Origin of the sequence: Halomicronema sp. CCY15110, from assembly GCF_016888165.1 — a bacterium.
Taxonomy (GTDB): Bacteria; Cyanobacteriota; Cyanobacteriia; order Phormidesmidales; family Phormidesmidaceae; genus Halomicronema.
In genome coordinates this window covers 19,446-44,586 of the sequence record NZ_JACSWC010000163.1, presented here as the reverse complement: position 1 = coordinate 44,586, position 25,141 = coordinate 19,446, and the positions used below count along the sequence as shown (strand labels likewise).

Sequence of the window (25,141 nt, the reverse complement as noted above, 5' to 3'; positions counted from 1 at the left end):
TTTCTTAAGGGCGGATTGCACTCCACGTGGGTATCCCCAGTGCTGTAGTCACAAGCTAGGATCAGCTATACCCGTCATTCGCTCTGCTATGAAAACGTGTCTGCTGTGGTGCATTCAAGGCTATCGGCGCTTTGTCTCGCCGCTGTTTCCACCCACCTGTCGGTATACGCCCTCATGTTCGCAATATGCGCTAGCGGCGATACAGCAATACGGAGCCGGACGCGGATCTTGGCTAGCGGGCCGCCGCATTTTACGATGTCATCCTTTTCACGCCGGGGGCTACGACCCCGTGCCCCAAGGGCTGTGGCAAGTGGGGGAGACATCGCTGGCAGAGGCAATGCAGCAGCAATCGGTTGATTCCACACCCTCCACCACGGTAGAGGGGAGAACGTCATCCTCGGCCTCCCAGCGGGAACAATAGGCTATGACGCTGGCCTCAAGAAAACGGAGGGTGCGGCTGGGTGCTTTTCATCTCTGAACAATCTCGATGGTTGAAGTTCTATTAGCGATCGCGATCTTGGGCGCGGCAATCTGGTGGTTAAACCGGCGGAAAACCGCTGGTCGTCGGTTGGTGCCGTCCCGTAGCGGGAGGATGCGTTCCCGGCATGCGGCCGTGCCGGACAAACTCATGCGGCGGCTTGATCGCTTGACCAAGGATCGACGGGTTTCGGAACGTTTAATTGAACGGAACGCCTTTAATCACCCTGATCGTTCTAAACGTTGGTGTGTCGAGAAGGCGATTTACGATATCCAGCGCGATCGCCGCAGCTAGTTGAAAATCCTGACGCTAGCCGATTTTTGCACACCGTTCATTGCCCCTGCTTCTAAGAAGATTTACGGATCCTGACGCGCTAAGTCTGTTAGCTTTAATGAAGCCTGATCACTTTGAGTCATGTGTTCGCGTCGCGCCGCCCCTCGCTCTGTTAATCGTCTGTTGCTTCCCTTTTACCTATGTCTCGACGTATTTTTATCGGCGATATTCATGGCCATTACGTGGGCCTGAGACATTTGCTCGACAAGGTTGCCCCCACGGCCACCGATCAGGTTTATTGCGTGGGTGACCTGATCGATCGGGGACCTCAAAGTGCCAAAGTCGTCAGTTACATTCGCGAGCACGAATTTACCTGCGTCTTGGGTAATCATGAGCAGTTACTGCTGGATGCGTTTGCTAAAACGCAGAACGCTGCTCATATTCTCCAGGCGTGGCTCTACAGCGGTGGGCAATCAACTCTGGCGAGCTACGATCACGATGTGGAGCTGTTGTCGGAGCATATGGAATGGTTCCGGACCCTGCCGCTGCACCTTGATTTAGGCGATATTTGGCTGGTTCATGCGGGCTTAGAGCCCACCTTGGCGATTGACGAGCAAACGGCCAACGAGTTTTGTTGGATTCGCGATGCCTTTCACAGCGCCCCAACGCCCTATTTTCAAAACAAGCTGATCATCACGGGGCACACCATCACCTTTACGTTTCCCGACATTGAGCCGGGCCAGATTGTCGAAGGGCCAGGCTGGCTAGATATCGACACGGGCGCATATCATCCACGGAGTGGCTGGCTGACTGCTCTTGATATTGATCATGAAATTGTGCATCAGTTCAACGTGTTTGAGTCGGTATACCGCACGCGATCGCTGGAAGAGGCTTGCAGCCCCTTTACCCAGGGCCGTCGCCGCGCCACGGTTTCCTAAGTCTGGCGTCAGACTGGCGTCCGTCTCGCCAGAATGGTTCAGCTACCCTCATTGCTGATCGGCTGAACTTGGCACGACTAGGCAATGCTGCCGCGTTTGCGCGCTTCTTTGAAAGAGGTCGTGACGTTTTGCAGGCCCGCGCGAATCATTTCCCGCTCCAGCAGGGCGAAAAAGCGAGTGCGATCGCCCCCTCTGACCACGGCTTGGTTGTGGGCTTCGGCCAGCGCGATCGGGTAACCGTAGCCCTTTTGCACCTGCGTAATCACCATCTCTAGCGCACTGTCGCGGAGGGGCGCACTCAACGCCACCCACTCCGGCATTTCGATCCGCGCCACCTCCGCCCCCACATGTACATAGCAAAAGTAAATATGGTGAGGCCCATAGTCATCCAAGATACCGACGGAACTGCGCCAGAGTGGCCCGCGCTGGCCGGGCTCTAGCTGGGTGGCCCCCAAGGCGACATCTCGCAAAGGAGAAAATACCTGGCAGGGGGCGCGATCGCGGTCTTCGGCACAGTGGGTCTGGCAGTCGGGCACCTCAAAGGGACAACTCTGCAACCGCAAAAAGTTCAGTGCCTCGCCACTGCGGGAGGCACTGACATACCCAACCAGGGGAATGCGCTGACCCTGTAATCGATCCCATGCGGCGAGGATGGGGGGCAGGATGCGATCGCGGGCCTCACGGGGCAACTCTTCTAAAAACCAGTAGATCAGGGAGCCATCCGTCAGAGCCAGCGTCGGTGGCTGGTCGGCTTCAGCTGGGTCAACGGGTAAGCCTGCGGCTAAGTCGGCCAGGGTCTCGGCCTCTGCCACAGTCCGGCGGTGGCCCATCCACTCTTCGGTGCTGATGCCCCACTGGCGCGAAATGTAGAGATCTTCGGGCCGATAGATCACTTCGGGCAAACTATCCAGCAGGGGAAAGCGGCTTTGCCCGTAGTGCAAAATAATGCGCCCCACGTTGAGCAGGTAGCAGTAAGCAATTTCGTGGTGGCTGGGGGAAATTTGGGAGCCGTCGGTGGCGAGCACGGTGTGGGCGTCTGGGGCCGCTTGGATGGGGAGACACGTCGCCAACGGTTCCACGGGACAGGCCATGGCAAAGGGAATGCGATCTCGCCAGGTTTCCCACAATGCCACCAGTTCGTCTTGATGGGTTTGGGCTTGGGCCATGAGTTTGCTGGCGATCGTGACGCGCCGGCCAGCGGCTTCCGCTTCGGCTTTGAGATGCTGACTAATGCCCTGCATTTGTTGGGCCAGCTTCATTAAATCCAACATGGTGATGTTTTATTCCCAAACAGGATGGGAGTTTTGGGGGGGTAGATGGGGCGATTGGAGGAAATCGCGAACGAATAATCACAGTCCACTTTAAACAGTATGCCTGAACTAAGAGCGATTCGACATCGTTTGCTGCGGTGCGTGAAGCGTTTCCCTAAGGGCAGGCGGTCAGGTTCGCCCCATAAAAAAATGGGAGTGTCGCTGCTGACACTCCCACGGTGGTGTGAGTAACACTGAAATTCGGAGCCCAGGGGTTAGCCGTTGGGCAGGGCTTCTGGCTGCACGGTGAGGGTTTCGACGCGACCGTTGCGGCGCACCTGTAGGCTCAGGTCTTGGCCCACCCCGGCGGCTTCGACCAAGTTTTGCACTTCGGCGGCTTCGGTTACGGGCTGGCCCCCGATCGAGACGAGAATATCGCCAGCCTTGAGGCCGGCGCGGGCAGCGGGGGAGTTGCTGACGACATCAGCAACCAAAATGCCCTCTTCGTCCGCTACGTCTAGGCCCGTTTGATCCGCGATCGCCTCTTTATTCTGCTCGGTCAGGGCCACCATGCGGATACCGACATAAGGGTGTGCGACTTCACCGTTAGTCACAAGCTGTTGGGCAATGCGTCCCACATCATTGATGGGGATGGCAAAGCCGATGCCCTGAGCGTTTTGGATGATGGCGGTATTCATGCCGATGACTTCGCCCCGCTCATTGAGCAAGGGACCGCCGGAGTTACCGGGGTTAATCGCGGCGTCGGTCTGGATGAAGTCAACCCGCTTGTCCGCAACGCCGATTTGTCCACTGGTGCGGCCAGTGGCGCTGACGATGCCGACGGTGACGGTATTGTCGAGACCCAGGGGATTGCCGATCGCGATCGCCCATTCTCCCGGCTGCAACTGGTTGGAGTCACTGAGGGGGACGGTGGGCAAATTATCCGCATCAATATCAATGACTGCGACATCGGTCAGCGGGTCGGTGCCGACGACGGTGCCATCCACCACGCGACCATCTTTGAGGGTCACTTGCACGGTATCAGCGCCATCCACCACATGGGCATTGGTAAAGATGGTGCCGTCCGCCGAGACGATGAAGCCAGAGCCGATGCCCTGCTCCACGCGCTCTTGACTTTCGGGTAGGTCGCCAAAGAATTCCTGAAAGAAGGGATTTTGAAACGCTGCTGGTGCGCGGCTGGTGACCGTGCGCGACGCATCAATGCGCACAACGGCTTGTCCCGCGTCTTTTACAATGTCGGCAACGAAACTGGAGGTGCTGGGAGCGTTAACACGAGGGGCGATCGCGAGGGGGTCCGCCGCTTCTTCGGGTTGGCTCTGAACCTGGGGTTCTTCTAAAAAGCTGGGCTGCATCGCTTGCAGGGCGCCCGTGCCTGCGGTGGCTAGTCCTGCACCCGCCAGCATTAACAATAAAGATTGCCCGGTACGCGAAACCCACCGAGCTGGGTGGTGTGAGGAAGCTGTCGATTTCACGTGGTCTCTCATGGGTGTCTTCCCGTTCTGTATAGGGACGTTTGCTGTCTAACACCCTTAGAGTAGACAGTCGGTGTGACAGTCCTGTTGCAGCGGTGTGATAACTCTGTGAAACTTGGCAATTTCTGCACTCAAGGGCGGTTGGGGGCGATCGCGCTGCCATCAATCGGTCGCGGAGAGATTCCGCGATCGTAGCCTGGGCTGCCTTTTTCGGGCGGCAAACTCGCCTACGATACAGGCAGTTTCGGTCACTGCCATGCAAACCTCCTTTCAGCGCATTGTTACCGGCATTGCCACCTTCTTGGTGACGGTCATTATTGCCGTTACCGGCTACGTCAGCGCTGGGTGGACGCTGCTAGATGCCATTTACATGGTAGTAATCACGATTTTTGGCGTGGGCTATGGCGAGGTGCAACCGCTCACCTCAACCACGCTTAAAGTTTTTACCATTCTCGTCATTATTGCGGGTGTCTTGTCCGTGGCCTACACCGTGTCAGGCTTTGTGCAACTCATCACCGAAGGCGAAATTCGCAAGCTCCTCAACGTCAAACGTATGAACAAAGATATTGAGCTCCTCGATGAACACGTTATCATTTGTGGCTTTGGGCGTATTGGTCAGATGGTCGCGCGGCAGCTCAAAGTCGCGCATCAGCCTTTCATAGTGGTGGATAACGACGCCGATCGCATTGAACTAGCTCGCGAACAGGGCTATCTCATGTATCTGGGCAACGCCACCGATGAAATGAATCTAGAAGCGGTGCAAATTCACAAGGCGAAGGTCTTGGCGACCGTACTGCCCAACGATGCCGCGAATGTCTTCATTACCCTCACGGCGCGGGAAATGAACTCAGATTTGATTATCCTGGCGCGGGGCGAAATCCCCTCCACGGAGAAGAAGTTGCGTCTGGCGGGAGCCAATCACGTTGTGCTGCCCGCCACCATCAGTGCGGCTCGCATGGCTCACTTAATCACCAATCCCGCAGCGGTGGATTTTCTAGCTCAACCCGATGGCCAAGCGGGCCTCAACGAACTCTTGGCAGAGCTAGACATCCAAATTCAAGAGCTCATCATTGAGGAATCGCTGGTGGGCGGCACCGTTGGCGATGTGGAAGTGCGGGGCAAAGGGACGTTCATCATTGTGGCGCTGCGCCGAGCTGAAGGCGAAGTGGTTGTGCATCCGGCGCGGAGTCTCTATCTCGCCAAAGGTGACACGCTGATGTTGATGGGGCATCAAGGCGACATGCCCAACTTTGGCCAACAAGCGGCGATGAGACGTGAAATGCGCTATCGGGGAGCGCGGTTGCGGCGGTGATGAAGCGGGGGAATGGCCCCAACCAACGTCGGCGATCGCGCCAAGATACATCCCGATCTGGAGCCAACATTCAATCCTGTTTCTGCAGTTTCCGTTGAACCAAGAGGCATCGGCTGACGAAGCGCTCAGATGAAGCGGAGATCGGTGGCATCGGGTGATCGCTCCGCCCACCATCCATGGCGGTGGGATGATGCGTCAACCCTGCATGGCTGTCGCTGGAGCAGGCGCGAACCCATTACGGTAGCGTGGGATGATCATCCCCAGTGGAGTCGGGCAAATCGTCGATATCCGTGAGGGCACCCGTGACTAATGCCGATGGCTGACTGCTCTCTTCGTCGTTCTTTGCAACTTGAGTGACATAGATCTCAACATCCCGTTGAATGACCTCTTCTACCTGATTCGCAAAGTCTTGAAACGCTATCGTATGGGTGGGGTATTTGGCGTAGCGGCCACTCAACTGCGAGAACTGCCAACCATAGGTTTTGAGCGATTCTACCGTGCGGCGATAGTGATACCAGCGCTCGCCATAGTGAAAGAACTCCTCCACCGCAGCACTCACTGCGACGATCGCGCTCAGACCAATCGTGGCATATTGCAGGGCCTTATCAACTTTGGGGTTGGGCGGATTGATGCCAATCAAGATGGGCACTAGAACACCGAGAATAATGGCTGATAATCGTAGTCGATAGTGGCGATCGCGACACTGATTGGCCTTCTTTTCCATCCACAGCACTTGATCCAACCAGCGGGAGGTCAAAAATTTCCGCTGAATCGGGGTTAATTCCATCTGACCAAATAGATCATTGAAATCTTCTTTCAGAAACTCGACATAGGGATCTTTTCTGGCCATGGTGCGCCCTCTGATTCTGTAGTAGTCGGCAGCGATTGCCACTCTCTTTTTTTAACCGGGATTTCGGTCAGAATTTCCCTTTGTGGCAAATTGTTTATGTTTGCCCGCCGATCCCATCGCCAGTATCAGTCTGCTGGCCTTGCTTTCAGGCCGATGGCAGCTGTTGACGAGACGAAAGATTCCCATCTTGCCCTGGGCACCGCGCCCATTGACACAATCAAACCGCCGCTGCTAATCAGACAAATCAACAGCGGCGGTTTGATCAAACTATGTGGGTTGACGCTTGAGCGATCGCTTAAGCTGCACCAGGCGGCGGAGCCGAAGGAGAGGCCCCAACAGCATCAGCCGTCGGCAGGCTATCAGCGTCCGAAAAGTCTTCGGTCAGAGGCACGTTCAGCGTTAGATAGCGAATGACATTTTCACTCAGACGCATGGCCCGCTCCATCGGCGCAACCACGCCGCCGGGGCCCTGATAGTTCATCTGGATGTAAATGCCTTCACGGTGGTTTTGAATTTCGTAGGCCAGACGACGCTTACCGCGATGCTGGGTTTCCAAAATCGTCGCGCCGTTCTCTTGCAAGATTTCTTGATAACGAGCAATCTCACCATCTACGACCTCTTCTTGAATATCGGGCCGCAGAATGTACATCGTCTCGTACATCATGCTTTTCATAATTATGCTCCTTGTGGACAAATGGCCTTTCCCGGTATAAATGGCCTCAAGCAATGCGCTTGTCGATAGAGCGCTGGGCTATGGGCCGAAAGGCAAGGATTTACAATCATACCACCAGTAGTTGAAGGAATCCATGGCGCAACGGTACGTTCGAGTTCAATCGCAGGCGGGGCCACTCCACTATGGTTTGCTGCAATCTGACCGCACTGTGCGGGTGCTGGATGCGCCACCGTGGCTACAGGGGGAAGTCACCGACACGGTGTTAGAGGCGGATAATTACCAGCTCTTGGCTCCCTGTGCGCCCTCAAAAATCATTGCGGTCGGCAAAAACTACGCCAAACATGCTGCCGAAATGGGGGGCGATTTGCCGGAGGAGCCGCTGCTATTTATGAAGCCGTCCACCGCCGTCATTGCCACAAATACGACTATTCTGTATCCGCCCCAGTCGCAGCGGGTAGATTACGAGGGGGAACTGGCGCTGGTGATTGGCGATCGCTGCATTGACTGCAACGAAGACATGGCCCGAGACAAGATTTGGGGCTACACCATTGCCAACGATGTCACCGCTCGCGATTTGCAAGCCCGCGATCATCAATGGATTCGCGCCAAGGGGTTCGACACGTTTTGTCCCCTCGGCCCGTGGATTGTGCGCGAACTCAACCCTGAGGCCAAATTGCAAACCTTTTTGAATGAAAATCCGGAGCCGGTGCAAAGTGGTGAAATCAGTGACATGATTTTTTCGCCGGAGGCGTTGGTGGCCTACATCAGCCAAATCATGACTTTATTGCCAGGGGATGTGGTGCTGACGGGGACTCCGGCGGGCATTGGCCCCTTGGCGATCGGCGATCGCGTGCGGGTCGAAATTGAAGGCATCGGTTCCCTGGAAAATGCCGTTCAGGCCCGTCCTGTGCCCGCCCAACTGTTCCCCATGGATTCACTCGATTCGGGCGAGGCGATGGACTCGATGGAATCGCAGAGTTGGTAATTCTCGCGGGCGCGGCCAAGAAGCCGACACAGGAAGATTTTACAGGACCAAAAAAAATGGTTCCCCCGCTGTGGAGGAACCATTTCTAACTTAGTTTTAATAGCGAAGGGCGGCGCTGCTGCTGAGACTTAACGCACTTGCATGTGGACAGCTTCAGACAGGGTCGGGATTTCGGGATATTCACCCCGAATGGACTGCACGACCGAGAAGGCGATCGCCCCGAGGATACCCAGCAGCACCACATTCAGAATAGTGTCCACAAAGAGTCCGGTTCCCAGGGTCGGTACCAGCACTAAATCCAGAATGATCTGCCCCAGAATCAACAGAATATCGAGCAGGATGGCCTGCATCGTATTGAAGCGAATGAAGTGGCTGATGTTGGTATTCCGCACGACTAGCGTCAACAGCAGAATAAACACGATCAGCCCGGCAAATGGGAAGCCAGTGTAAATGCGAATCAGAGGACTGAGGGGCACCAAAATCAGGCCTAAAGCCGGAAACTGAGAAAAGAGTCCGATCCCGGATCTGACGGCAAACGACATCCCCAGCAAAGAAACTTCGATGAGGGGCAGTAAATAGGGCAAGCAAGCAAAAAAGCGATCTTGTGCTGTGATAGTGCCACGCCAAGTCATAGAAAGCGCTCAGCCTCCGCGAACAGATAACATTACATATGCTAGCCGACAAATCGTGCGCGAGCAGAGGCAACGGCTGACTTTTGCTGAACTCTAATGCCTCAAAGTGGCTCAGTTAGCTGATATCCGCAATTTTGAAGCCCATTTGACATTCATACTGGGGCGGCTGTCCTGCTTGCAGATTTGTCAGGGAACGCCCACAGGTTAGGCGACCGTGATGAAACCGGGGTTGCCCCCCTTGGTCGGCCATGAGGCAGGTTTGGCACACAGCGTTGGGGGCAAGGAGTTGATCCTTCATCATGACAACCAACATTAGATTTGCCTCCCAGAATGCTTTAACGAGTTCTCATTAAATCTGAGTTCTCTATGGCTCTATTCTAGGCGAGGGCTCCCCGTAAGTTGTGTGCAAAAATACACACCTTAATGGCTGTTGTGCCTGATGTGGGGCAAGTCATCAGCGGGCACCAGGGGCGATCGCGCCTATTTTAGAGACTGCCAACCTATGCCTGATGCTCGGTCAGCCAGCGGGCGAACTCCTGCGCCGGGGCAATGCGAATTCCCCCCTCACCGATGTAAGCGACTTCGGGCAAATATTCAGCAGGCGGATGTTCGGGCGGACGGGCGACCTTGTCGGCAATGCGGAGCTGAGTCGGCTCCATATGCAGGGTCATGATGCGACATTGGCGATTGCCTTTGGCACCCGCGTGGGCCAAGCCTTTGAGGCGACCCCACACGACAATATCCCCTTCAGCGATGAGGCTGCCGCCAGGATTCACATCCCCCAAGATGATCACAGTGCCCGCATGGCGAATTTCCATGCCGGAGCGAATGGTGCTTTGCAGATAGAGCGGATCGTCGAGGGTCGTGCCGGGTTGGGGGGCGGCTTGGGTGAGATGGCTCAGGGAATTTTGTTGTTCAACAGAGTAGCCCAACGTGACGGCGGCGACTGCCGTTTGGCGACGGCTGGTGTAGATCCGCTTAAGCGTCAGGTTGGCCTCGGTGAGGGCGTCGGCAATGATCTGGAGCTGACGGGCATCGAGCAGGCGATCGCGAGCCATGAGATGTATGGCGGTTTGCGGTTGCCAAAATCGCTCACCCGCCGCCAACCGATGTTTGAGCTGTTCCCACATTTCTTCCCAGGGGGAAACGGTACTCTCTGTCGGTTCGGGGGGGAGCAGGAGCAAAGTTTTGCCATTTTGAGTTTTGAACCGCACCTGGAGCGCGGGGTCAACCTCAACTTTGGCGGGCTCTGGAGTGGTCTCGGTAGACTCAAGATCCACAGTCTCTGGGGTAGAATCCAAACTCATAGTTGGCGACAGCGTCACGATAGGGCAGTCTCGTCATGCCATCTTAGAGCAGGATGTCTGTACTGTGTTGCCCGATCGCAAAGTTATTGACGGCAGTTGAGAGGGGGGTGGGAGTCCACTGCTATGACGCCCTGGAGTCCTTTACATGCGCAGTTGCACCAGACCTTGCGATCGCACCGGGTCCCGCGTGAGTCGAGTCTGCATCCCATGCCTACGGGTCTGTTGCCGCAGCAGGCACGGCTATTAGTGGCGGTTTCCGGGGGACAAGATTCGCAGTGCTTGTTACGGTTACTGGTCGATTTGCAGACCCAATGGCAGTGGCAACTGCATACGATTCACGGCAATCACCGCTGGCGTGAGGATGCCGATGCCAATGCCCACTTTGTGGCACAGTGGGCGGCGGAGTTGGGCTTGCCCCACACGGAGAAGGTTGCGACCCAGCCTTTGGCAAGTGAGGCGGCGGCGCGGACGTGGCGATATCAAATGTTGGCGGAGACGGCGATCGCGTTGGGCTGTACCCATGTGGTGACGGGACACACCGCCAGCGATCGCGCTGAAACTCTACTGTTCAACCTGCTGCGCGGCAGTGGTTTGGATGGCTTGCAAGCGCTGACCTGGTGGCGATCGCTCACGCCTGAGACGCCTCACATTGCCCTGGTGCGTCCCTTGCTGGAGATCACTCGCGAGCAAACCGGCAAATTTTGCCAGGACTTCCACCTACCCATTTGGGAAGATGAGACGAATCGCGATCGCACCTTCCGCCGCAATCGCCTCCGCCTCGATGTTTTGCCAACTTTACGCACGCATTTCAATCCCCAGGTAGACGCCACGCTGGCCCAGACTGCCGAAATCTTGGCGGCGGAGGTGGCCTACCTGCAGGCGGCAGCCAGCCGGGTTTATGCGCAATGTGTGGTGGGTGAGCAGGTGCAACGGCGATCGCTGCGTACTGAGCCCCTGGCCTTGCAACGCCGCGTCATTCGCCAATGGCTCAGTGACCGGTTCGCGATTTCGCCCCAATTCGCCCATGTGGAAAAAGTGATGGCGTTGCTCACGGCCCCCAATCGCAGTCAAACCGATCCTTTTCCGGGGGGGGCGATCGCGATCGTTGATGATCCCTGGATTCGGTTGCAGCGCTCATCATCCCGTGGTTAGGGATGCGCGGGCAATTAAAGTACCGACTCCAGACCCGCACCTGACCCAGCCACCCAGCCACCCAAGCACTGCCGTTACCGGGATGTTATTTTCCCGCCGATCCCTTAGCGCTGGCGATCGCCGCCATGCCTGAGTCTAGATGCCCGCTGTTCATCCCTTCCCGGCTTGTGCCTCATGGGTGTCGCCTTAGCCCGGTATACTGACGGGGGAGACACAGGAGCACCGAAGGCTTTGGGCGTTGATCTGCGCAGCTACGTATATATCGACAATCTGCAACCGCAACACGCCGCTTTTATGGGAACGGTGTCAGTTGGTTTCTTGCCCTTGCCGGGCGATTCCTCCCTGTGGCTCGAAATTGCGCCGGGTATTGAAGTGCACCGCCTGATGGACATTGCCCTCAAGTCGGCGGTGGTGCGACCAGCGGTGCTCATGGTTGAGCGCCTGTACGGCACGTTAGAAATTCACTCCAGCAGTCAGGCCGAAATCCACGCGGCTAGTCAGGCGATGCTCGATGTTTTGGGGGTCGATCGTCGCGATTGCCTACGCCCGCAGATTAAATCGAGTCAAGTCATTCGCAATCTGGATTCGCATCATGTGCAGCTGATTAATCGCACCCGTCGTGGCAACATGATCGTGGCGGGGCAGACGCTCTATGTGTTTGAGGTAGAGCCTGCGGCCTACGCCTCGCTGGCGGCTAATGAGGCGGAAAAAGCGGCGTTGATCAATATTCTGCAAATCACCTCGGTGGGCAGTTTTGGCCGGCTGTATCTGGGGGGCGAAGAGCGGGATATTTTGGCCGCGCAGCAAGCCGTCTTAGACGTGATGGAACGGTTGCCGGGCCGCGATCCACTCAGTCTACGAAACGAATAGAGGCCGACTGCGGAACGCCTAAGTGGTACCCTGCTGAATTGGAATCGTGACGTGGAATGTGGTGCCTTGACTAAGTTGGGATTCACAGGTCAAGGTGCCGCGATGCTGTTCGGTCACGATTTGATAGCTGATGGAGAGGCCGATGCCGGTGCCTTTACCAATGGGCTTGGTGGTGTAAAACGGTTCAAAAATGCGTCGCTGCTGCTCGGCGGGAATGCCTGCCCCATTGTCAGTAATGCTGATGCGGACTTGATCGGGAGTTAATTGCGTGGTGGCGATCGCCAATTGCGGGGGCGCGAGTTGTTCACCCGCTGCCAGTTGCTCGTCCAGCGCATCGATCGCGTTACTCAGCAAATTCATAAATACCTGGTTGAGCTTGCCCGCGTAGCATTCCACCAGGGGCAGTTCGCCGTAGTGACGCGCTAGCAAAATTTGGGGGCGATCGCCGTGGGCCTTGAGGCGATGCTGCAAAATCATGATGGTGCTGTCGAGCCCGTCATGCAGGTTTACCGCTTTAATTTCGGCTTCATCCATGCGCGAAAACGTGCGCAGTGACGCCACAATACTTTTGATGCGCTCCGCCCCAATTCGCATCGATTCCAGCAGTTTTGGAAAATCTTCTGCCAAAAAATCTAAATCCACGGCGTCCATGGCTTGTTGCAAGGCGGGCGGCGGGTCAGGATAGGTTTGCCGATAGTGAGCAATCAAGGCGAGCAAGTCTGCGGTATATTCCGCTGCATGCACTACGTTGCCATCGATAAAACTCACGGGGTTGTTGATTTCATGGGCCACGCCCGCCACGAGTTGTCCCAAGCTCGACATCTTTTCCGTCTGGACGAGTTGTGATTGGGTGCGCTGCAACTCGGCCAGGGTCGCCTTGAGATCGGCGGCTTGCTGCCGGGCTCGTATCGCATTTCTGGTGGCTTGCTCATACAGATCGGCTTGACCAATCGCTAGTCCCACCTGATCGGCCAAGGCTTTCAGTAGTTCGCCTTCGCCCGTCGTCCACTGGCGCGGTTGCCGACATTCATGGGCAATCAGCAATCCCCACAGCTGTTGCTTGAGCAAAATCGGCACGATGAGATTGGCCCGCACTTGCAAGTTTTCGAGGTATTGCACATGGCAGGCTTCCAAACCGGCCTGATAAATGTCGGCAATGCTGCGTACGCGGCCCTGCATGTAATCATTGGCTAGCCCCGTGGGAAAACAGTTGTCCGTCCCCATGGCTCCCAGGGTAGAGGGCCAGGTGGGGGCGCAATCTTCGACAATGACTTCGCCTTGCCAGTCGGTGTCAAATCGATAGACGACGACGCGATCGGTCACCAGTTGGCTACGCACTGCTTCCACCGTGGTTTGCAGGAGCGGCATCAGCTCCAAAGAGTCGCGAATTTGAGTGGAGATGCGATTGATCAGTCCCTGGCGGCGGGCAAGGTCTTGCAGTTGGGTTTCCGATTCTTTGCGGCGGGTGATGTCGGTCAAGACGCCGTCAATTAATTGCACGGTGCCGGTGCTATCGGGAATGGGTTGTCCGGTCTCTAAGATCCAGCGGGTGCTGCCATCGGCATGGCCGATGCGATATTCCACTTCGAAGGGTTGGCGGCGGGCGATCGCGGCGGTGATTTCCTGGTTAACGCGCGCACGATCGCCCCCCTGAATGAGTCGCCACTCTTCTTGATGGATGGGGTGATCCACGGGATAGCCAGTGATTTCAGCGATCGCGTCACTTTGAAACAGCAGCGTCCAGTTGTTGTCGGCTTTGCAACGGTACACCGCTCCCGGAATGTTGTTAATCAACGTGCGGTTGCGTTCTTCACTCTCTTGCAGGGCGGCCTCGGCTAAGCGGCGATCGGTGATGTCGATGACGGTGCCCATGAGCCCGAGCACCGATTCATCGGGGTCGCGCCACAGGCCGCCGCGTTCTTCGACCCAGCGGCTGGTGTCGTCGCCGAGCAAGAGCCGATATTGGATTTGATACTCTTGGCCGGTGCTGACCGCTTGGCTGACCGCTTGTTGCAGCCGCTCGCGATCGCTGGGATGCACATTCTGCAAATACATATTGAACGTATCGCAAAAACTGACCGCCGACGCTTCAAACAAAGTGCCGGGTTCCGTCGTCCAGGCCATCTGATCCGTCGCCATGTCCCAGGTCCACACCCCCATGGCCGACACCTTGAGCGCCATGCGGAGCTGATGTGCGTTTTCGCGATAGGCCTCTTCGATGGTTTTGCGCTCGGTGATATCGAGCAGCACCCCACAAAAGACAACTTCGCCCAGTTCTTGCGGTACGGGCATCGCATCCAATCGCCACCAGCGGGTGTCGCCATTCAGCGCCACAATGCGCCCCTCAAACTTCCAGGGACTCAGGCTCTGAGCCGCTTCGTTAATGGTGGCTTGAAAGCGTTGGCTATCACGCGGATGGAGCCGATCTAAAAAAGTCTGAGCGTCGGCCATTAAATCGACTGGGGCCAATCCCGTGAGGGCTTGAATGCGATCGCTGACAAAATCGATGGCATAGCCGTCAGCCAGCACCCGCAGTTGCAGCAGCGCCCCAGGAATGGTTTCTGTAATGGTGCGAAAGCGGGTTTCGTTATCCGCGATCGCTTGCTCCATCACCGCTTGTTCAATGGTGGCCGCCTCGACTTGCTTGCGGCTAGTCACATCCATCATCAGGCCATCCCACACCACCGCTCCCGTGGAGCCTACTTGGGGGCGGCCCACGGTTTGTAGCCAGCCGACCTGACCGTTGGGTTTGTAATAGCGCCCTTCCCACCGCCACGCGACTAGGGTGGCGGCCGACTCCAACAACGTTTCCTGAAACCGAGGGCGATCGAGGCGATGAATGTGGTCTAACACTTGAGCGGCATTAGCCAAGATCAGGTCAGAGCCCAACCCAAATACCTCATACGCCCCCGGACTGATAAATCCAAACTGCAAGTCCCCTTGGGCAGAACGCTGGAGTTGATAAATGACCGCTGGCACATTGGCCAACAGAGCTTCTAACTGAGTATTTGGCCAGGTCGTGGGCAATCCGCCAGGGGAGACGGCGGCACTCGCCGTTACGGCCTCTAAATAACAAATCAGTGACTGCCCATCGGTGGCTAACTGAGTGCGCCGGGTGGCGGTGTAGGGCGACTGATCTGTTGGTGTCACCACGACTGTGACCGGATCGGAGCTGCCGCGTCCGTGCCAAGTAGCGCTGTCTAATGCTGCCAGACGTTGGGCGATCGCTGGAGATAACAAGTCTGCTTCGGTCGCTGCTAGCAAAGCCTGCCGGGGCTGCCCTACGAGTTGACAACAAGCCTGATTGACAAACTGCAATCGTTGTTCACGATCTTTAATGTAGATTGCCGTGGAGACTTCATCCAGGGCCTGATGCAGCAAATCTGGAGTGATGCTGATGGCCGGAGCCGCATCGGACCTTGATTTGGAATGGTGATTGACCATAGCCAGTGTGATGTCAGTTTCTGTCACCCGGAGGTTCCTCTATCGACCGGATTGATGCTCCCAACCAGCTGCCCTGTCGGCCACCGGCTCCCAGGTCGAGTGGCCTTTGCCCTAGGACATTCGCCCGGTTACTCAGGCTGAGGCGTTGCAGACGCCGCCCTTCGTTTCGTGTGAACTGGTGCCTCCCAGCCCGATCTACTGGTGCCTCCCAGCCCGCTCTAACGTCAGTTCGGGTGAAGCCAAAACCGATTTTGCTCCCCTCCCAGGAGGGCAAACACCTGTCCATTTGGGGGGATTTAGGCTGCGGATGACGCTGAAAGCGCCTCTGCATCGTCATCCCGGATTCAGATTGTCTATCTAGGCAGCAAGCACGTCTGATTACTAAGTCGATCGGGTTCTGCTTAATATCCCCAGATTTTTCCCAAAAGCTGCGATCGCGTTAGCAATCTTTGCGGCAGCGGCGGGTGGCTAAAAATTCAGTTCCCAGTCGTTGGGGGTAGCTTGTGCCCCACAAGCGTGTAACTGCTCAGCTTCCTATCCCGAAAATGAAGTAATCAAATCATCGATGAAAGGGACGACCAGCGCGGCACACTCGGCGGGGAGCTCTTTTTGCATTTCTGCTTTCAGACAGGTGTAAGCGCGAGCGGCTGAATTGCCCTTGTGGACTGCCCGGGTAATGTTTTCCATCCACAGTGAAAAGCCCTGGCGAAAAACTTCCGGATCACCCGTCAACACGGCCTTGGCGATTTCTTGCAGGGCGTAATTCATATCGCGCTTGCATTTACCACTGTGGGTTTGCACTTCTTGACGATGGGTCAGGGCTAACTGTCGCAGCGCTGCCATCACCAGTGCCTCACCTCGTTGGCTCAAAAGCTGATAAGTGGCTAAGCGAGTTCTATAAGACTGCACATACGTCTGTAAACCTCGGAGTTCTTCATCATTCAGAAAGCGACCATCAGCCTGGACTGTCGCGTTATGCAAGGTGGCTAACATGGGTAACGATTTCCTCCAAAATTGGTGTGTTGCGTGGGTGCGATCGCGGCTTTGGCTCAACGGCTGGTTACCCTCTGCACAGTTGCCCATGCCGGCAATGACCAGGCCATTTTTTCAATTGTCGCAACGACTTGCCGACAGTCTGCCCTTTACAGATTTCAGGCATCGCAATATCTCTTTAAACTTCATCAAAGTTCATGTTGGCGGAGTGTGAACTCCTCGACGACGTCGGTGGGTGGGGGAGTGCCATGGCTGAGATTCACGGAGTCAGAGCGGCGACGTGACTACCTCAGGAAAGCGATCGCCCATCATCTCGGAGTCGATCACTCATTAAGAAATGTCTCTCAAATTTAACCTTGGTTGCAGCTACCAGCCCGACCCGTAAATCCCTCGCAACGAGGTGATAGCGTGAGGGCTGCTACAGAATTTCCTTCCTACCAAGCTTAAATTTCATGTATCAAAAGCGAGAAAAAGACTGGCTCGGTTCCTTTGTGATCGCCGCCCTCGGCGCTGGCATTATTACGTCACTAGCGGTTGCCCAAGGACAAAGCCCCTGGCTAGCGATGGGGATTACTGGCTTTGCCGCGGCGTTGGCGGTCGTGATTGATCACTTTATGTAAGTTGTTCTACAGCTTATGTAGGTTGTTCTACAGCCGTTGATGTGGTGGTGCGTCCTGGGCTACCGGCGTGCTCACAGCATTGGCGATAACCCTGGCTCCTCAGCTACCTATGGCCAATTTTGGCAATCCTTGTTGTCACATCCTCGGCTCAGTCTAGGCAAACTTCTAGGAGCGAGAGGTCGTCGGAGAAGGCGCTGCGGTCTTGGGTGCGGCTATTCACCTGAGTCAAAATCTCGTCGATCGGCTGATTCAGGTTATGGGTCGATAAAATCTCGATAAAATCTTCTAGCCCCATGATGGTGTTGTCCCACTGCTTGATTTCGTAAACGCCGTCGCTGAATAAGTACAAGCGGCTGCCGGGGGGAATCTCGCAGCGGTTCCAACTGTATTGAACGTCGGGCAGCATCCCGATTGGCAGGCCTGGCGTCTTCAACGCTTCCACCAGGTGCTGCTGGCCCAGTTGCGGGGAAATCAACACTGCCGGTGGGTGCCCCGCACTCGCATACATCAGTTGGCGATTGGCGCGGTTGTAGACGCCGTACCACATGGTGAAATACTTTTCGTTCTGGTCGTTCATCTGAAACGTGTCATTTAGCGCCTGGAGCACTTTTTCGGGGCGATAAAAGTTCACATCGGGTAGCGCTTGCGATCGCAACATATTCAGCACCGATGTTGACAACAGCGCCGAGCCCAGACCGTGCCCCGAAACATCCAACAAGTAAATCACGAGATAATCGGGGTCGAGCCAGTAAAAGTCGTAGCAGTCGCCCCCCAACGAACTCGACGGAATGAAGCGGGCATTGATCGGCACCTTTTGGGTGAGGTCTTTAGGCAGCAGCGATCGCACATAGGCTTCCGCTTCCGCTAGCTCAGTCTGGAGTTGGGCTTTTTGGGCTTGCAAATCTTGACGTAGCTGCAACACTTGCTGGCAGGCCAAGAGGCGAGCCCGCAAGGTCATCTCATCCAGCGGGTAGGTGAGCCAATCATCAGCCCCCGCTGCTAGCGCTGGCACTAAGTTATCTAGGTGATCGGTCGCAATCAGCATCAGGCAAAAAATCGGGGGGGTATCAGGATGCGCCTTCCAGCCCTGCCAGGTCGATAAACAATCGCTCGCTGTGGCTTGTTGCCAGTCGCCAATGATCAACAGCGGTTCACTAAATTGCTTGAGATCGAGCGCCTGCGGGTCTTCGCCCCAAAGGGTGAGGTCATACTCGGCGGCGTCGAGCCACTGATAAAGGCGATCGCGAACGGCCGCATCTGAGTTGACCACCAGAATATGCATCATCCAGAGAAATCCTATCCAAATCGATATTGCTGAACTGCCACAGTCAAGGCGATGGCTGCTCGCTGGGACTAGTCACCCCTCTGCTTAACCAGGATGACTCGCTACCATCTGTAATGTGCCCCTAGTTGGCCCACATCTGAATATGCCGTTCACGCCTGACGATGCTCACAGATTAATCCGATTTTGCCGAAACAATCCATCCCGAAGCGCGGTTGACTGGGAGCCAGTGGCATGGAGCCCGGAGCGCTTCTATCAAACAATTTCAAATTCTGAAAATCATCAGTGTTAGTACCCCGTGATGTTGTCAATTGCGATCAGTCGTCATGACGACGATCACGTAGGGGCGATCGCTGGGCACGTGTATCATCCACCCCTAGCAGACAAAATGTCGACAAAATGTCTTTGTGGCGCTGGCCCAACCGATCGCACAGACAGTTAATGGTTACGGGGCACCGCGCAGTTCAATAACTAACACCACCGCGTCTGAAGCAATGGCGACACCCCCATCCCGCGCCGGAATGAAGGATGGTAGTCGTGGTGCCAACGTTTCCACACATTGCAAGACGGCAGCGGGAACGTTGGCATTACCCTCCCAAGGTAACAACTGCATGATCTGACCTTGGGCGTCAATCGTGGGTCGAACCGTTACCCGAACGGCTGCACCGGCTGGAATCAGACCGGCGGCGCAACCGGCACCTTGAAAGATGGCGGCGGCTTCAGCTTGCCAGCCGGGAGGCAGCTGCGGTGGCTCATCGTGAATATCGGAGCCGCCCCCCGGCACTGGCTGCAAAGACCACCAAGACTGGAGGCCTGATGCAGAGGCATCGGTCGGTGCCTCAAGCGCGGGTGGGGCATCACCATTCTCGCCATTCTCACTACCAGCGTCGCTGGGTGGACGAGTGGGCGGGATGACGGGGTTTGGCGTTGCACCACTGGGGGGCGTTGGGTTGACAGGGATGGGGGTAGGCGCTGCTGAGGGCGGTGATACGGATGACGATGGCGGTGGCGTGACGGCTGGCGGCGGGGATGGAACTGTCGGTACTGCTGGTGGTGTGACAGGCGCTGTGGGCGTCACTGATGAGGAGGATGGTGGCGTGGTGGGGGTGGACTGGGGGTGGACTGGGGCGCGATCGCCCGTGACGGTGGCTGAGTTCGTGGCCACAGGTGTCGTCGTCGCTGGAGTGGGTGCCGGGTTTGCGGATTGGCGGGCCGCGTTGCTAGCGGCGTCATTGACAGACTGATTGGTGGTCGGCTCATCTATGGCTGTGGTTGTCGCTAGGGCTGGTGCCGTCGGGGTGGGGGATAACGTCACGAGTTTGATGGGGGCCGGACTGGGCACCGCGACACGGCGTTGTTGCCAGGCCACCAGGCCCCACCAGGCCACCAGGGAATGGAGGAGAGCGGCGGCGATCGCGCTATTCACCCAGACCCAGCGCGGGGTCTGAAATTTATCTCGACTCAACACGGCTCTAGCAGCACTCTGATAGTTCATCGACACATGACTTAGCTTAGCTTTTCAAGCAATGGGCACGGCCTATGATCAACCAGTTGGCGAGATGCCACAACGCCTTCCTGCTGCCGCTGGCAACCTGGGCGATGCCTGCAGTCCAAGCTCTATTCACTAGCCCCGACGACTAGCTAGATGGGTCATAGCTGAATGCTGCAGACCTGCAGCGGGACTTGGAGGCCGCGTAGCTGCGCCGTATAGCAGGAGACTATCGTCTCTTTGGGCAAGTGCTGGGCCAGAGTCGCCGAGACCAAAACGCCATTGGGCTCGGCGACTTCTTGTAGGCGCGAGGCAATGTTGACGCAGGGGCCGATCGCCGTGTAGTCCGCCCGCGCGGCTCCCCCAAACATGCCGACGACAGCATCGCCCTGATGAATGCCATAGCGCACTCGGATTTCAGGAATATCCTGGGTTTGCCATTGCTGATTCAATTGATCCAGGGTGTCGTGCATGCAATGAACCGCCGCGATCGCCCGCCGCGCCTGTTCGTCAGGCGGCAGCTCTTCGGGAGCCCCAAACAAGGCTAAGACACCATCTCCCATGAATTTATCGACCGTGCCACCGCTCGCGAAAATGGCTTCCGTCATGGCATTGAGATATTCATTCAAGACCTGGGCCAAGCGCCGTGGCCCCAAGCGATCGGACAACGGGGTAAAGCTGACAATATCGCTAAACAGTACGGCAATCTGGCGGGGCTCGGGCTGCAAGACCAGTTGCAAATCACCGGCTGCGGCTTTGTTGACCAGTGTCTCTGGCAAAAACCGCCGCAACACCGACTCAGTCAAGTATTGATTGAGCTCTCGCACCTTTTGCTCATTTGCCTTGAGCGCTAATAAATTGCGCACTTCGGCGAGCAGTTCGCGATCGTTGAATGGCTTACCCAAATAGGCATCTGCGCCCTGTTCCACCCCTTCGATGCGGGTTTCGTCATCCACCTTAGCCGTTAGTAACACGATAGGAATACTCCGCAAAGATTCAGTTTGCCGAATCTGCCGTAACAGTTCTAAGCCGGAAATGCCGGGCATCATTAAATCGGTCAGAATCAAGTTGGGTGTAAACGTTTCGAGCATGGCCAGGGCCGCCACACCATCCTGGGCCGTGCGCACCTGATAGCCTTGGCGCTGCAAGACATTCGAGATATACGATCGCAAGTCGGAGTTATCATCCACGACTAGGATGCGCGGCATGCCGGTCAGTCCATTCGGTGAGGTGTGGGTCATCGCAGCCGCGGCCTCGTCCTCTGCCATCATCGAGATATCGGCCAGTTCCACTTCGGCACGGCTGATCTCAATGGTGGCGGCCTGCGTGACGATTTGCTCAGCGGGCAAATGGTGATGACCCGTCGGTAGCGTAATCGCAAAGGTGGTGCCCTGGCCATAGGTCGAGGCCACGTCAATGCTGCCGTGATGCAAGGACACCAGTTCTTTGACCAGGGCGAGGCCAAGTCCCGTCCCTTCATAGCGCCGATTAGTGGAGCCATCGGCCTGTCGGAATCGGTCAAACAAATGCGGTAATTGATCGGCGTGGATACCGATGCCGGTATCGCTGACCTTGACCGTGCAGTGACTATCAGTAGCTTCTAAAACGACGCTTATGGTGCCGCCTGTGGGGGTGAATTTCACCGCGTTAGACAAGAGGTTATAGAGCACCTTGTCAAACTTTTCGAGATCGAGAAAGACTATGGAATCGCCGGTGAGGTGGGTCTGTAACTGCAAACCCTGCCGCTCGCAGTAAGGCTGAAAAGCCGTCACCACGTCTTCGATGAAGGCTGCAACATTTACGGGACGAAAGGTCGGCTGCATGCGTCCGGCATCGAGCCGCTGTAAATCGAGTAGTTGATTCACTAATCGCAGTAAGCGCCGAGCATTGCGCAGGGCAACGGTGGACTCTTCTAAAGTTAATCCCCGGCCATGGCTGACGGCGGTTTCTAAGGGGCCTAAGGTCAGCGTCAGGGGGGTGCGAAACTCGTGGGAGATATTTTGGAAGAATTCGGTTTTTTGGCGATCAAGCGCCATCAGTTGTTCAGTTTGCTCGCGGGTTTTTTGGTATAAGCGAGACTGCTGCACCGCGATCGCTGCTTGGCTGGCAACCGACTGCGCCAATTCAACTTCTCCAGGTTGCCAAGGGTGGGGGCGATGAATGTGGCGTAGGGAAATGCTGCCAATGATTTGGCTTTCGGTCATCAACGGCACCACCAGCAGCGATCGCGCTCCGCCTGACCGCCGAGGTTGATCTTGCATCCTCATTTCCGGATGCTGACTCAGATCATCAATCTGGATGGGCTGCTGGGTGATTAACAGCTCTTGCAAAACCGGGTTGTGACGAATGGGGGTTTGCGATCGCGGCAACACCGGATCAGCCTCTGAGGTGTGCGGCACCGGACTGCCGTCGGGATGCGCTTCGTACAGGCCCACACACTGCATATAATCGTCCGCTGCCGTCCACAGCGACAGCACACAGCTATCGACCGATAACACCTGCCCCAGTTCCTGCGTGATGGCCGCAAAAATGGCCTGGGGCTCCAAACTCGAGCGAATGGCTTGGGTTACCGCATTGAGGAGTTGTTCGCGCCGCGCCAGGGCTTGCACCTGCTCGTAGGTCAGCGCCTGCGATAGCGCCAGAGCCGTTTGGGTCGCGACGTTGGCCAGCAGTTGGCGATCGCTCTCACCCCAGGTATCGGTAGCGCCACAGCGATGCAGCGCCAGCACCGCCAGCGGTTGCTGTTTGCTGATCAGCGGCACTAATAGACTGGCCTGCACATCTAAGTCAGCGCAGGCTGCCCCGGCTGGATGATCCTCGTTAGTGGAGATGGATCCAGCGTTGAGCGCGGTCATTTCGGTCACGGCCCAGGCCAAGTCTGACGGCAACAGCGTGGTCTCACGGTCGGTCAGCGCCGCCGCCGTGTAAATCGTGGCGGTGACCGTAGTGGCCGCTTCCCCCAGCGGCTGTAAAACGCAAATATCGGCCCCCATATGTTGACCGACGGTTTCGACCACGGTCTGCATCATCGCTTGTGCCGTGTCGGCACTACGAATGGTGTTGGTCATCGCGTTCAGCAACGTTTCTTGCTGCAAGACGCGCTCTAATTCTTCGGTGCGCGATCGCAAGAGCTGATGGGCATCCAGCGCCTGGGTGACCACCAGCTTGAGGTCATGCGCTTCCCAAGGTTTGGTCACATATTTGAAGACTTTGCCCTGGTTAATCGCCCCGACCAGATCTTCGACATCCGTATATCCCGTCAAAATAATCCGCATGATGTTGGGATACTGCACCGCTGTCTGGCGCAAAAATTCGGTGCCGCTCATGCCCGGCATCCGCTGGTCGGAAATGATGACGGCGACGTCTGGGTGCTCAACTAAGGTTGCTAATGCTGCATGTCCACTTTCTGCCCGCAGCACTGTGAACTTTCGATAAAACGTGCGGTACAGCAAATCAAGATTGTCTGGTTCATCATCAACGACCAGCAACTTGGGTTTAGTGGTGAGTTCTCGGCGCGGCTTAATAGACAACCCTCGATACCTGATACGTGACGTCCTAAAAGTTGGCTCATCATCCCTGATGCTGTAGATCAGACTTAATCATGCGGTCTCAACCTCATGACCGGGCAGACACTTCATAGTTTGCCCCAGAACCCCCGGAGAAATGGCCAAGCCAGCCTGAGTAATTTGTCTAGAGCCGACCAGGGACGACTGATCGCTGCGGCTAGGTGCTCCCACCAGAGCCCTGACTCGCGTAACTGACTCGCGGGGTTTAGATGCCATCAACGCCAGCATAGGCAAGGCTGGAGCGATATGTGAGCAGACTTTGGCTGTGGTCGTTGGCCCAGAGCTAACCCTAGACAGTCTTACTTTACCCGTGGGGAATAGTCAGGATAGTCGCTGCCCCTTTGCCCCGACCCTGGGTTGGCACAGACGCTTTCTTTTCGCGGTTGGCGATCGCCCCACTGCCCCATGGCCCCTGGCCAGATCACCCGACATCATTACAGAATTTAGGCATCGGCAGCATTCATCGATAAAACATTGAGATTAAGCAGGGTAAACTGACGAATAGTTCGATATACCGGCTTGGCACACCTCTAAGAGAATGCCCAATCCTGGTGTTACCAACACAACGCTTCTGCCACTTCGTTCCCCATGCCAGTGTCTCGATCTGCAGAATTTGAATCGGTCTCCTTCTATATCCGGCCTGCGGTGCTGACTGATTTACCGGACGTGGCCACGGTTTTAGCCAGCAGCTTTTATCCGCCTTTGGGGTGGCAGCGGTGGTTGTATCCCCTGTTTCGCTTTAGCATTCATGAAGATCTTAAGCAACGGTTACAGGGGGGCCATCCCCACTATCGGTGTTTAACGGCGATCGCCCCTGACCGCGTTACCCGCCAACCGACTGTTATTGGCACCGTCGAAGTCGCTTATCGTCAACCTCATCTATTGACCTTTAACCGTCTGCCTTGGGTCTATATCTCTAACCTTGCTGTATGCCCAGGATACCGTCGTCAAGGGGTGGCCCGTCGCCTCTTACAAGCGGCTGAGCAGCTCACCCTCGATTGGGGCTTTGGTGATTTGTCTCTGCATGTGATGGCGGATAACAACCAAGCGCGACAGCTTTATCAAGGGATGGGGTACCAGCTGCATCGGGTCGAACCGACGCTCTTTTCTCTCTTGAACTTTCAGCCTTCACGCTTACTGCTGAGAAAGGCCGTATCGCTGCCGCAGACGCCGTCGTCGATGTTCCAATGTGCTGATCCCACCGCTTCTAAGCCCTCACCCTGATGTTTGCTCAAGCCGCCCGCGGTTGCTAAAGGGATGGGTCGGGGGCAGCGACATCGCCATCATCGGCAGTAGATCGCAGTCCAGGGCTGATGGACAAGTGGCTTTCGTTTCTTCTATCTATATCAGCACGGGAGATACGGAGCGATCGCTGACTAGCGGTAGAGATTAGATGTCACAGGTTTTGTGAGGATTGGTATACTTGCCGCAGACTGCGGGCAATGTGACTAGCTAACGACACTACCCTTGGCGCAATCTCGAACAAGTGAAGGGTGTTCAGCCCACCGATAGTGTTAGTCGCCTTAGTCTAGCG

Annotated in this window: 21 protein-coding genes; 9 read left to right on the top strand and 12 right to left on the bottom strand. The window is 56.3% G+C overall.

Features of this window, described 5'->3' with window-relative positions; all coding sequences use genetic code 11:
- Nucleotides 1-88: 88 nt before the first annotated feature.
- The 3 genes from yidD (at nucleotide 89) to JUK32_RS04065 (ending at nucleotide 1,689) form a co-directional block, all read left to right on the top strand.
- Entirely contained in the window at nucleotides 89-421 is a 333-nt protein-coding gene (yidD, locus tag JUK32_RS04075; RefSeq protein WP_204137573.1) for a membrane protein insertion efficiency factor YidD, read from the top strand.
- 66 nt (nucleotides 422-487) lie between these two features.
- Entirely contained in the window at nucleotides 488-772 is a 285-nt protein-coding gene (locus tag JUK32_RS04070) for a hypothetical protein (RefSeq protein ID WP_204137572.1), read from the top strand.
- 179 nt (nucleotides 773-951) lie between these two features.
- On the top strand, nucleotides 952-1,689 hold the full coding sequence (locus JUK32_RS04065; RefSeq protein ID WP_204137571.1) for a metallophosphoesterase family protein: 738 nt from the start codon (nucleotides 952-954) through the stop codon (nucleotides 1,687-1,689).
- A gap of 77 nt (nucleotides 1,690-1,766) precedes the next feature.
- Here JUK32_RS04065 and JUK32_RS04060 read toward each other — a convergent pair whose 3' ends face one another.
- Nucleotides 1,767-2,960, bottom strand: a complete 1,194-nt coding sequence (locus JUK32_RS04060; protein ID WP_204137570.1) for a DNA double-strand break repair nuclease NurA — start codon at nucleotides 2,958-2,960, stop codon at nucleotides 1,767-1,769.
- Nucleotides 2,961-3,214: 254 nt separating this feature from the next.
- Complete coding sequence (locus JUK32_RS04055; protein ID WP_204137569.1) at nucleotides 3,215-4,444, bottom strand: HhoA/HhoB/HtrA family serine endopeptidase; 1,230 nt, start codon at nucleotides 4,442-4,444, stop codon at nucleotides 3,215-3,217.
- A gap of 244 nt (nucleotides 4,445-4,688) precedes the next feature.
- On the opposite strand from JUK32_RS04055, the gene JUK32_RS04050 reads away from it, so the two are divergent.
- Nucleotides 4,689-5,744 (top strand): TrkA family potassium uptake protein, encoded by a 1,056-nt coding sequence (locus tag JUK32_RS04050; protein WP_204137568.1) that lies wholly within the window; start codon nucleotides 4,689-4,691, stop codon nucleotides 5,742-5,744.
- Nucleotides 5,745-5,979: 235 nt separating this feature from the next.
- Here the strand turns inward: JUK32_RS04050 and JUK32_RS04045 are convergent, their stop codons facing one another.
- Nucleotides 5,980-6,594: a DUF4231 domain-containing protein gene (locus JUK32_RS04045; protein WP_204137567.1), complete on the bottom strand. Its 615-nt coding sequence runs from the start codon at nucleotides 6,592-6,594 to the stop codon at nucleotides 5,980-5,982.
- 295 nt (nucleotides 6,595-6,889) lie between these two features.
- Nucleotides 6,890-7,267, bottom strand: a complete 378-nt coding sequence (rpsF, locus tag JUK32_RS04040; protein ID WP_204137566.1) for a 30S ribosomal protein S6 — start codon at nucleotides 7,265-7,267, stop codon at nucleotides 6,890-6,892.
- 133 nt (nucleotides 7,268-7,400) lie between these two features.
- Here rpsF and JUK32_RS04035 point away from each other — a divergent pair, with 133 nt between their 5' ends.
- Nucleotides 7,401-8,252 carry a fumarylacetoacetate hydrolase family protein gene (locus tag JUK32_RS04035; protein WP_204137565.1) on the top strand — a complete coding sequence of 284 codons (852 nt, stop codon included), beginning with the start codon at nucleotides 7,401-7,403 and terminating at the stop codon, nucleotides 8,250-8,252.
- Nucleotides 8,253-8,380: 128 nt separating this feature from the next.
- On the opposite strand, the gene JUK32_RS04030 is transcribed toward JUK32_RS04035, so the two are convergent.
- The 3 genes from JUK32_RS04030 to minC all read right to left on the bottom strand — a co-directional run bounded on the left by JUK32_RS04030 (nucleotide 8,381) and on the right by minC (nucleotide 10,191).
- Nucleotides 8,381-8,884 (bottom strand): Tic20 family protein, encoded by a 504-nt coding sequence (locus tag JUK32_RS04030; RefSeq protein WP_204137564.1) that lies wholly within the window; start codon nucleotides 8,882-8,884, stop codon nucleotides 8,381-8,383.
- A 115-nt stretch (nucleotides 8,885-8,999) separates the two neighbouring features.
- Nucleotides 9,000-9,197 carry a hypothetical protein gene (locus JUK32_RS04025; RefSeq protein ID WP_204137563.1) on the bottom strand — a complete coding sequence of 66 codons (198 nt, stop codon included), beginning with the start codon at nucleotides 9,195-9,197 and terminating at the stop codon, nucleotides 9,000-9,002.
- 187 nt (nucleotides 9,198-9,384) lie between these two features.
- On the bottom strand, nucleotides 9,385-10,191 hold the full coding sequence (gene minC, locus JUK32_RS04020; protein ID WP_204137562.1) for a septum site-determining protein MinC: 807 nt from the start codon (nucleotides 10,189-10,191) through the stop codon (nucleotides 9,385-9,387).
- Between the two features lie 123 nt (nucleotides 10,192-10,314).
- Here minC and tilS point away from each other — a divergent pair, with 123 nt between their 5' ends.
- Complete coding sequence (gene tilS / locus JUK32_RS04015; protein ID WP_204137561.1) at nucleotides 10,315-11,343, top strand: tRNA lysidine(34) synthetase TilS; 1,029 nt, start codon at nucleotides 10,315-10,317, stop codon at nucleotides 11,341-11,343.
- A gap of 231 nt (nucleotides 11,344-11,574) precedes the next feature.
- Nucleotides 11,575-12,213, top strand: coding sequence for a hypothetical protein (locus JUK32_RS04010; RefSeq protein WP_204137587.1), 639 nt, complete (start codon nucleotides 11,575-11,577; stop codon nucleotides 12,211-12,213).
- 18 nt (nucleotides 12,214-12,231) lie between these two features.
- Here JUK32_RS04010 and JUK32_RS04005 read toward each other — a convergent pair whose 3' ends face one another.
- Complete coding sequence (locus JUK32_RS04005) at nucleotides 12,232-15,684, bottom strand: PAS domain-containing protein (RefSeq protein WP_204137560.1); 3,453 nt, start codon at nucleotides 15,682-15,684, stop codon at nucleotides 12,232-12,234.
- A gap of 507 nt (nucleotides 15,685-16,191) precedes the next feature.
- Nucleotides 16,192-16,650 carry a hypothetical protein gene (locus JUK32_RS04000; protein ID WP_204137559.1) on the bottom strand — a complete coding sequence of 153 codons (459 nt, stop codon included), beginning with the start codon at nucleotides 16,648-16,650 and terminating at the stop codon, nucleotides 16,192-16,194.
- A gap of 452 nt (nucleotides 16,651-17,102) precedes the next feature.
- Between JUK32_RS04000 and JUK32_RS03995 the strand changes: the two genes are divergently transcribed.
- The gene (locus tag JUK32_RS03995) at nucleotides 17,103-17,270 is read left to right on the top strand and encodes a hypothetical protein (RefSeq protein WP_204137558.1); all 168 of its coding nucleotides are present in this window, start codon (nucleotides 17,103-17,105) and stop codon (nucleotides 17,268-17,270) included.
- 148 nt (nucleotides 17,271-17,418) lie between these two features.
- On the opposite strand, the gene JUK32_RS03990 is transcribed toward JUK32_RS03995, so the two are convergent.
- From JUK32_RS03990 to JUK32_RS03980, 3 genes are all read right to left on the bottom strand, one after another.
- Nucleotides 17,419-18,555, bottom strand: coding sequence for a PP2C family protein-serine/threonine phosphatase (locus tag JUK32_RS03990; RefSeq protein ID WP_204137557.1), 1,137 nt, complete (start codon nucleotides 18,553-18,555; stop codon nucleotides 17,419-17,421).
- A gap of 442 nt (nucleotides 18,556-18,997) precedes the next feature.
- Nucleotides 18,998-20,047: a hypothetical protein gene (locus tag JUK32_RS03985; RefSeq protein WP_204137556.1), complete on the bottom strand. Its 1,050-nt coding sequence runs from the start codon at nucleotides 20,045-20,047 to the stop codon at nucleotides 18,998-19,000.
- Between the two features lie 155 nt (nucleotides 20,048-20,202).
- Complete coding sequence (locus JUK32_RS03980; RefSeq protein ID WP_204137555.1) at nucleotides 20,203-23,571, bottom strand: response regulator; 3,369 nt, start codon at nucleotides 23,569-23,571, stop codon at nucleotides 20,203-20,205.
- Nucleotides 23,572-24,201: 630 nt separating this feature from the next.
- Between JUK32_RS03980 and JUK32_RS03975 the strand changes: the two genes are divergently transcribed.
- Nucleotides 24,202-24,831 carry a GNAT family N-acetyltransferase gene (locus JUK32_RS03975; RefSeq protein WP_204137554.1) on the top strand — a complete coding sequence of 210 codons (630 nt, stop codon included), beginning with the start codon at nucleotides 24,202-24,204 and terminating at the stop codon, nucleotides 24,829-24,831.
- Nucleotides 24,832-25,141: the final 310 nt, after the last annotated feature.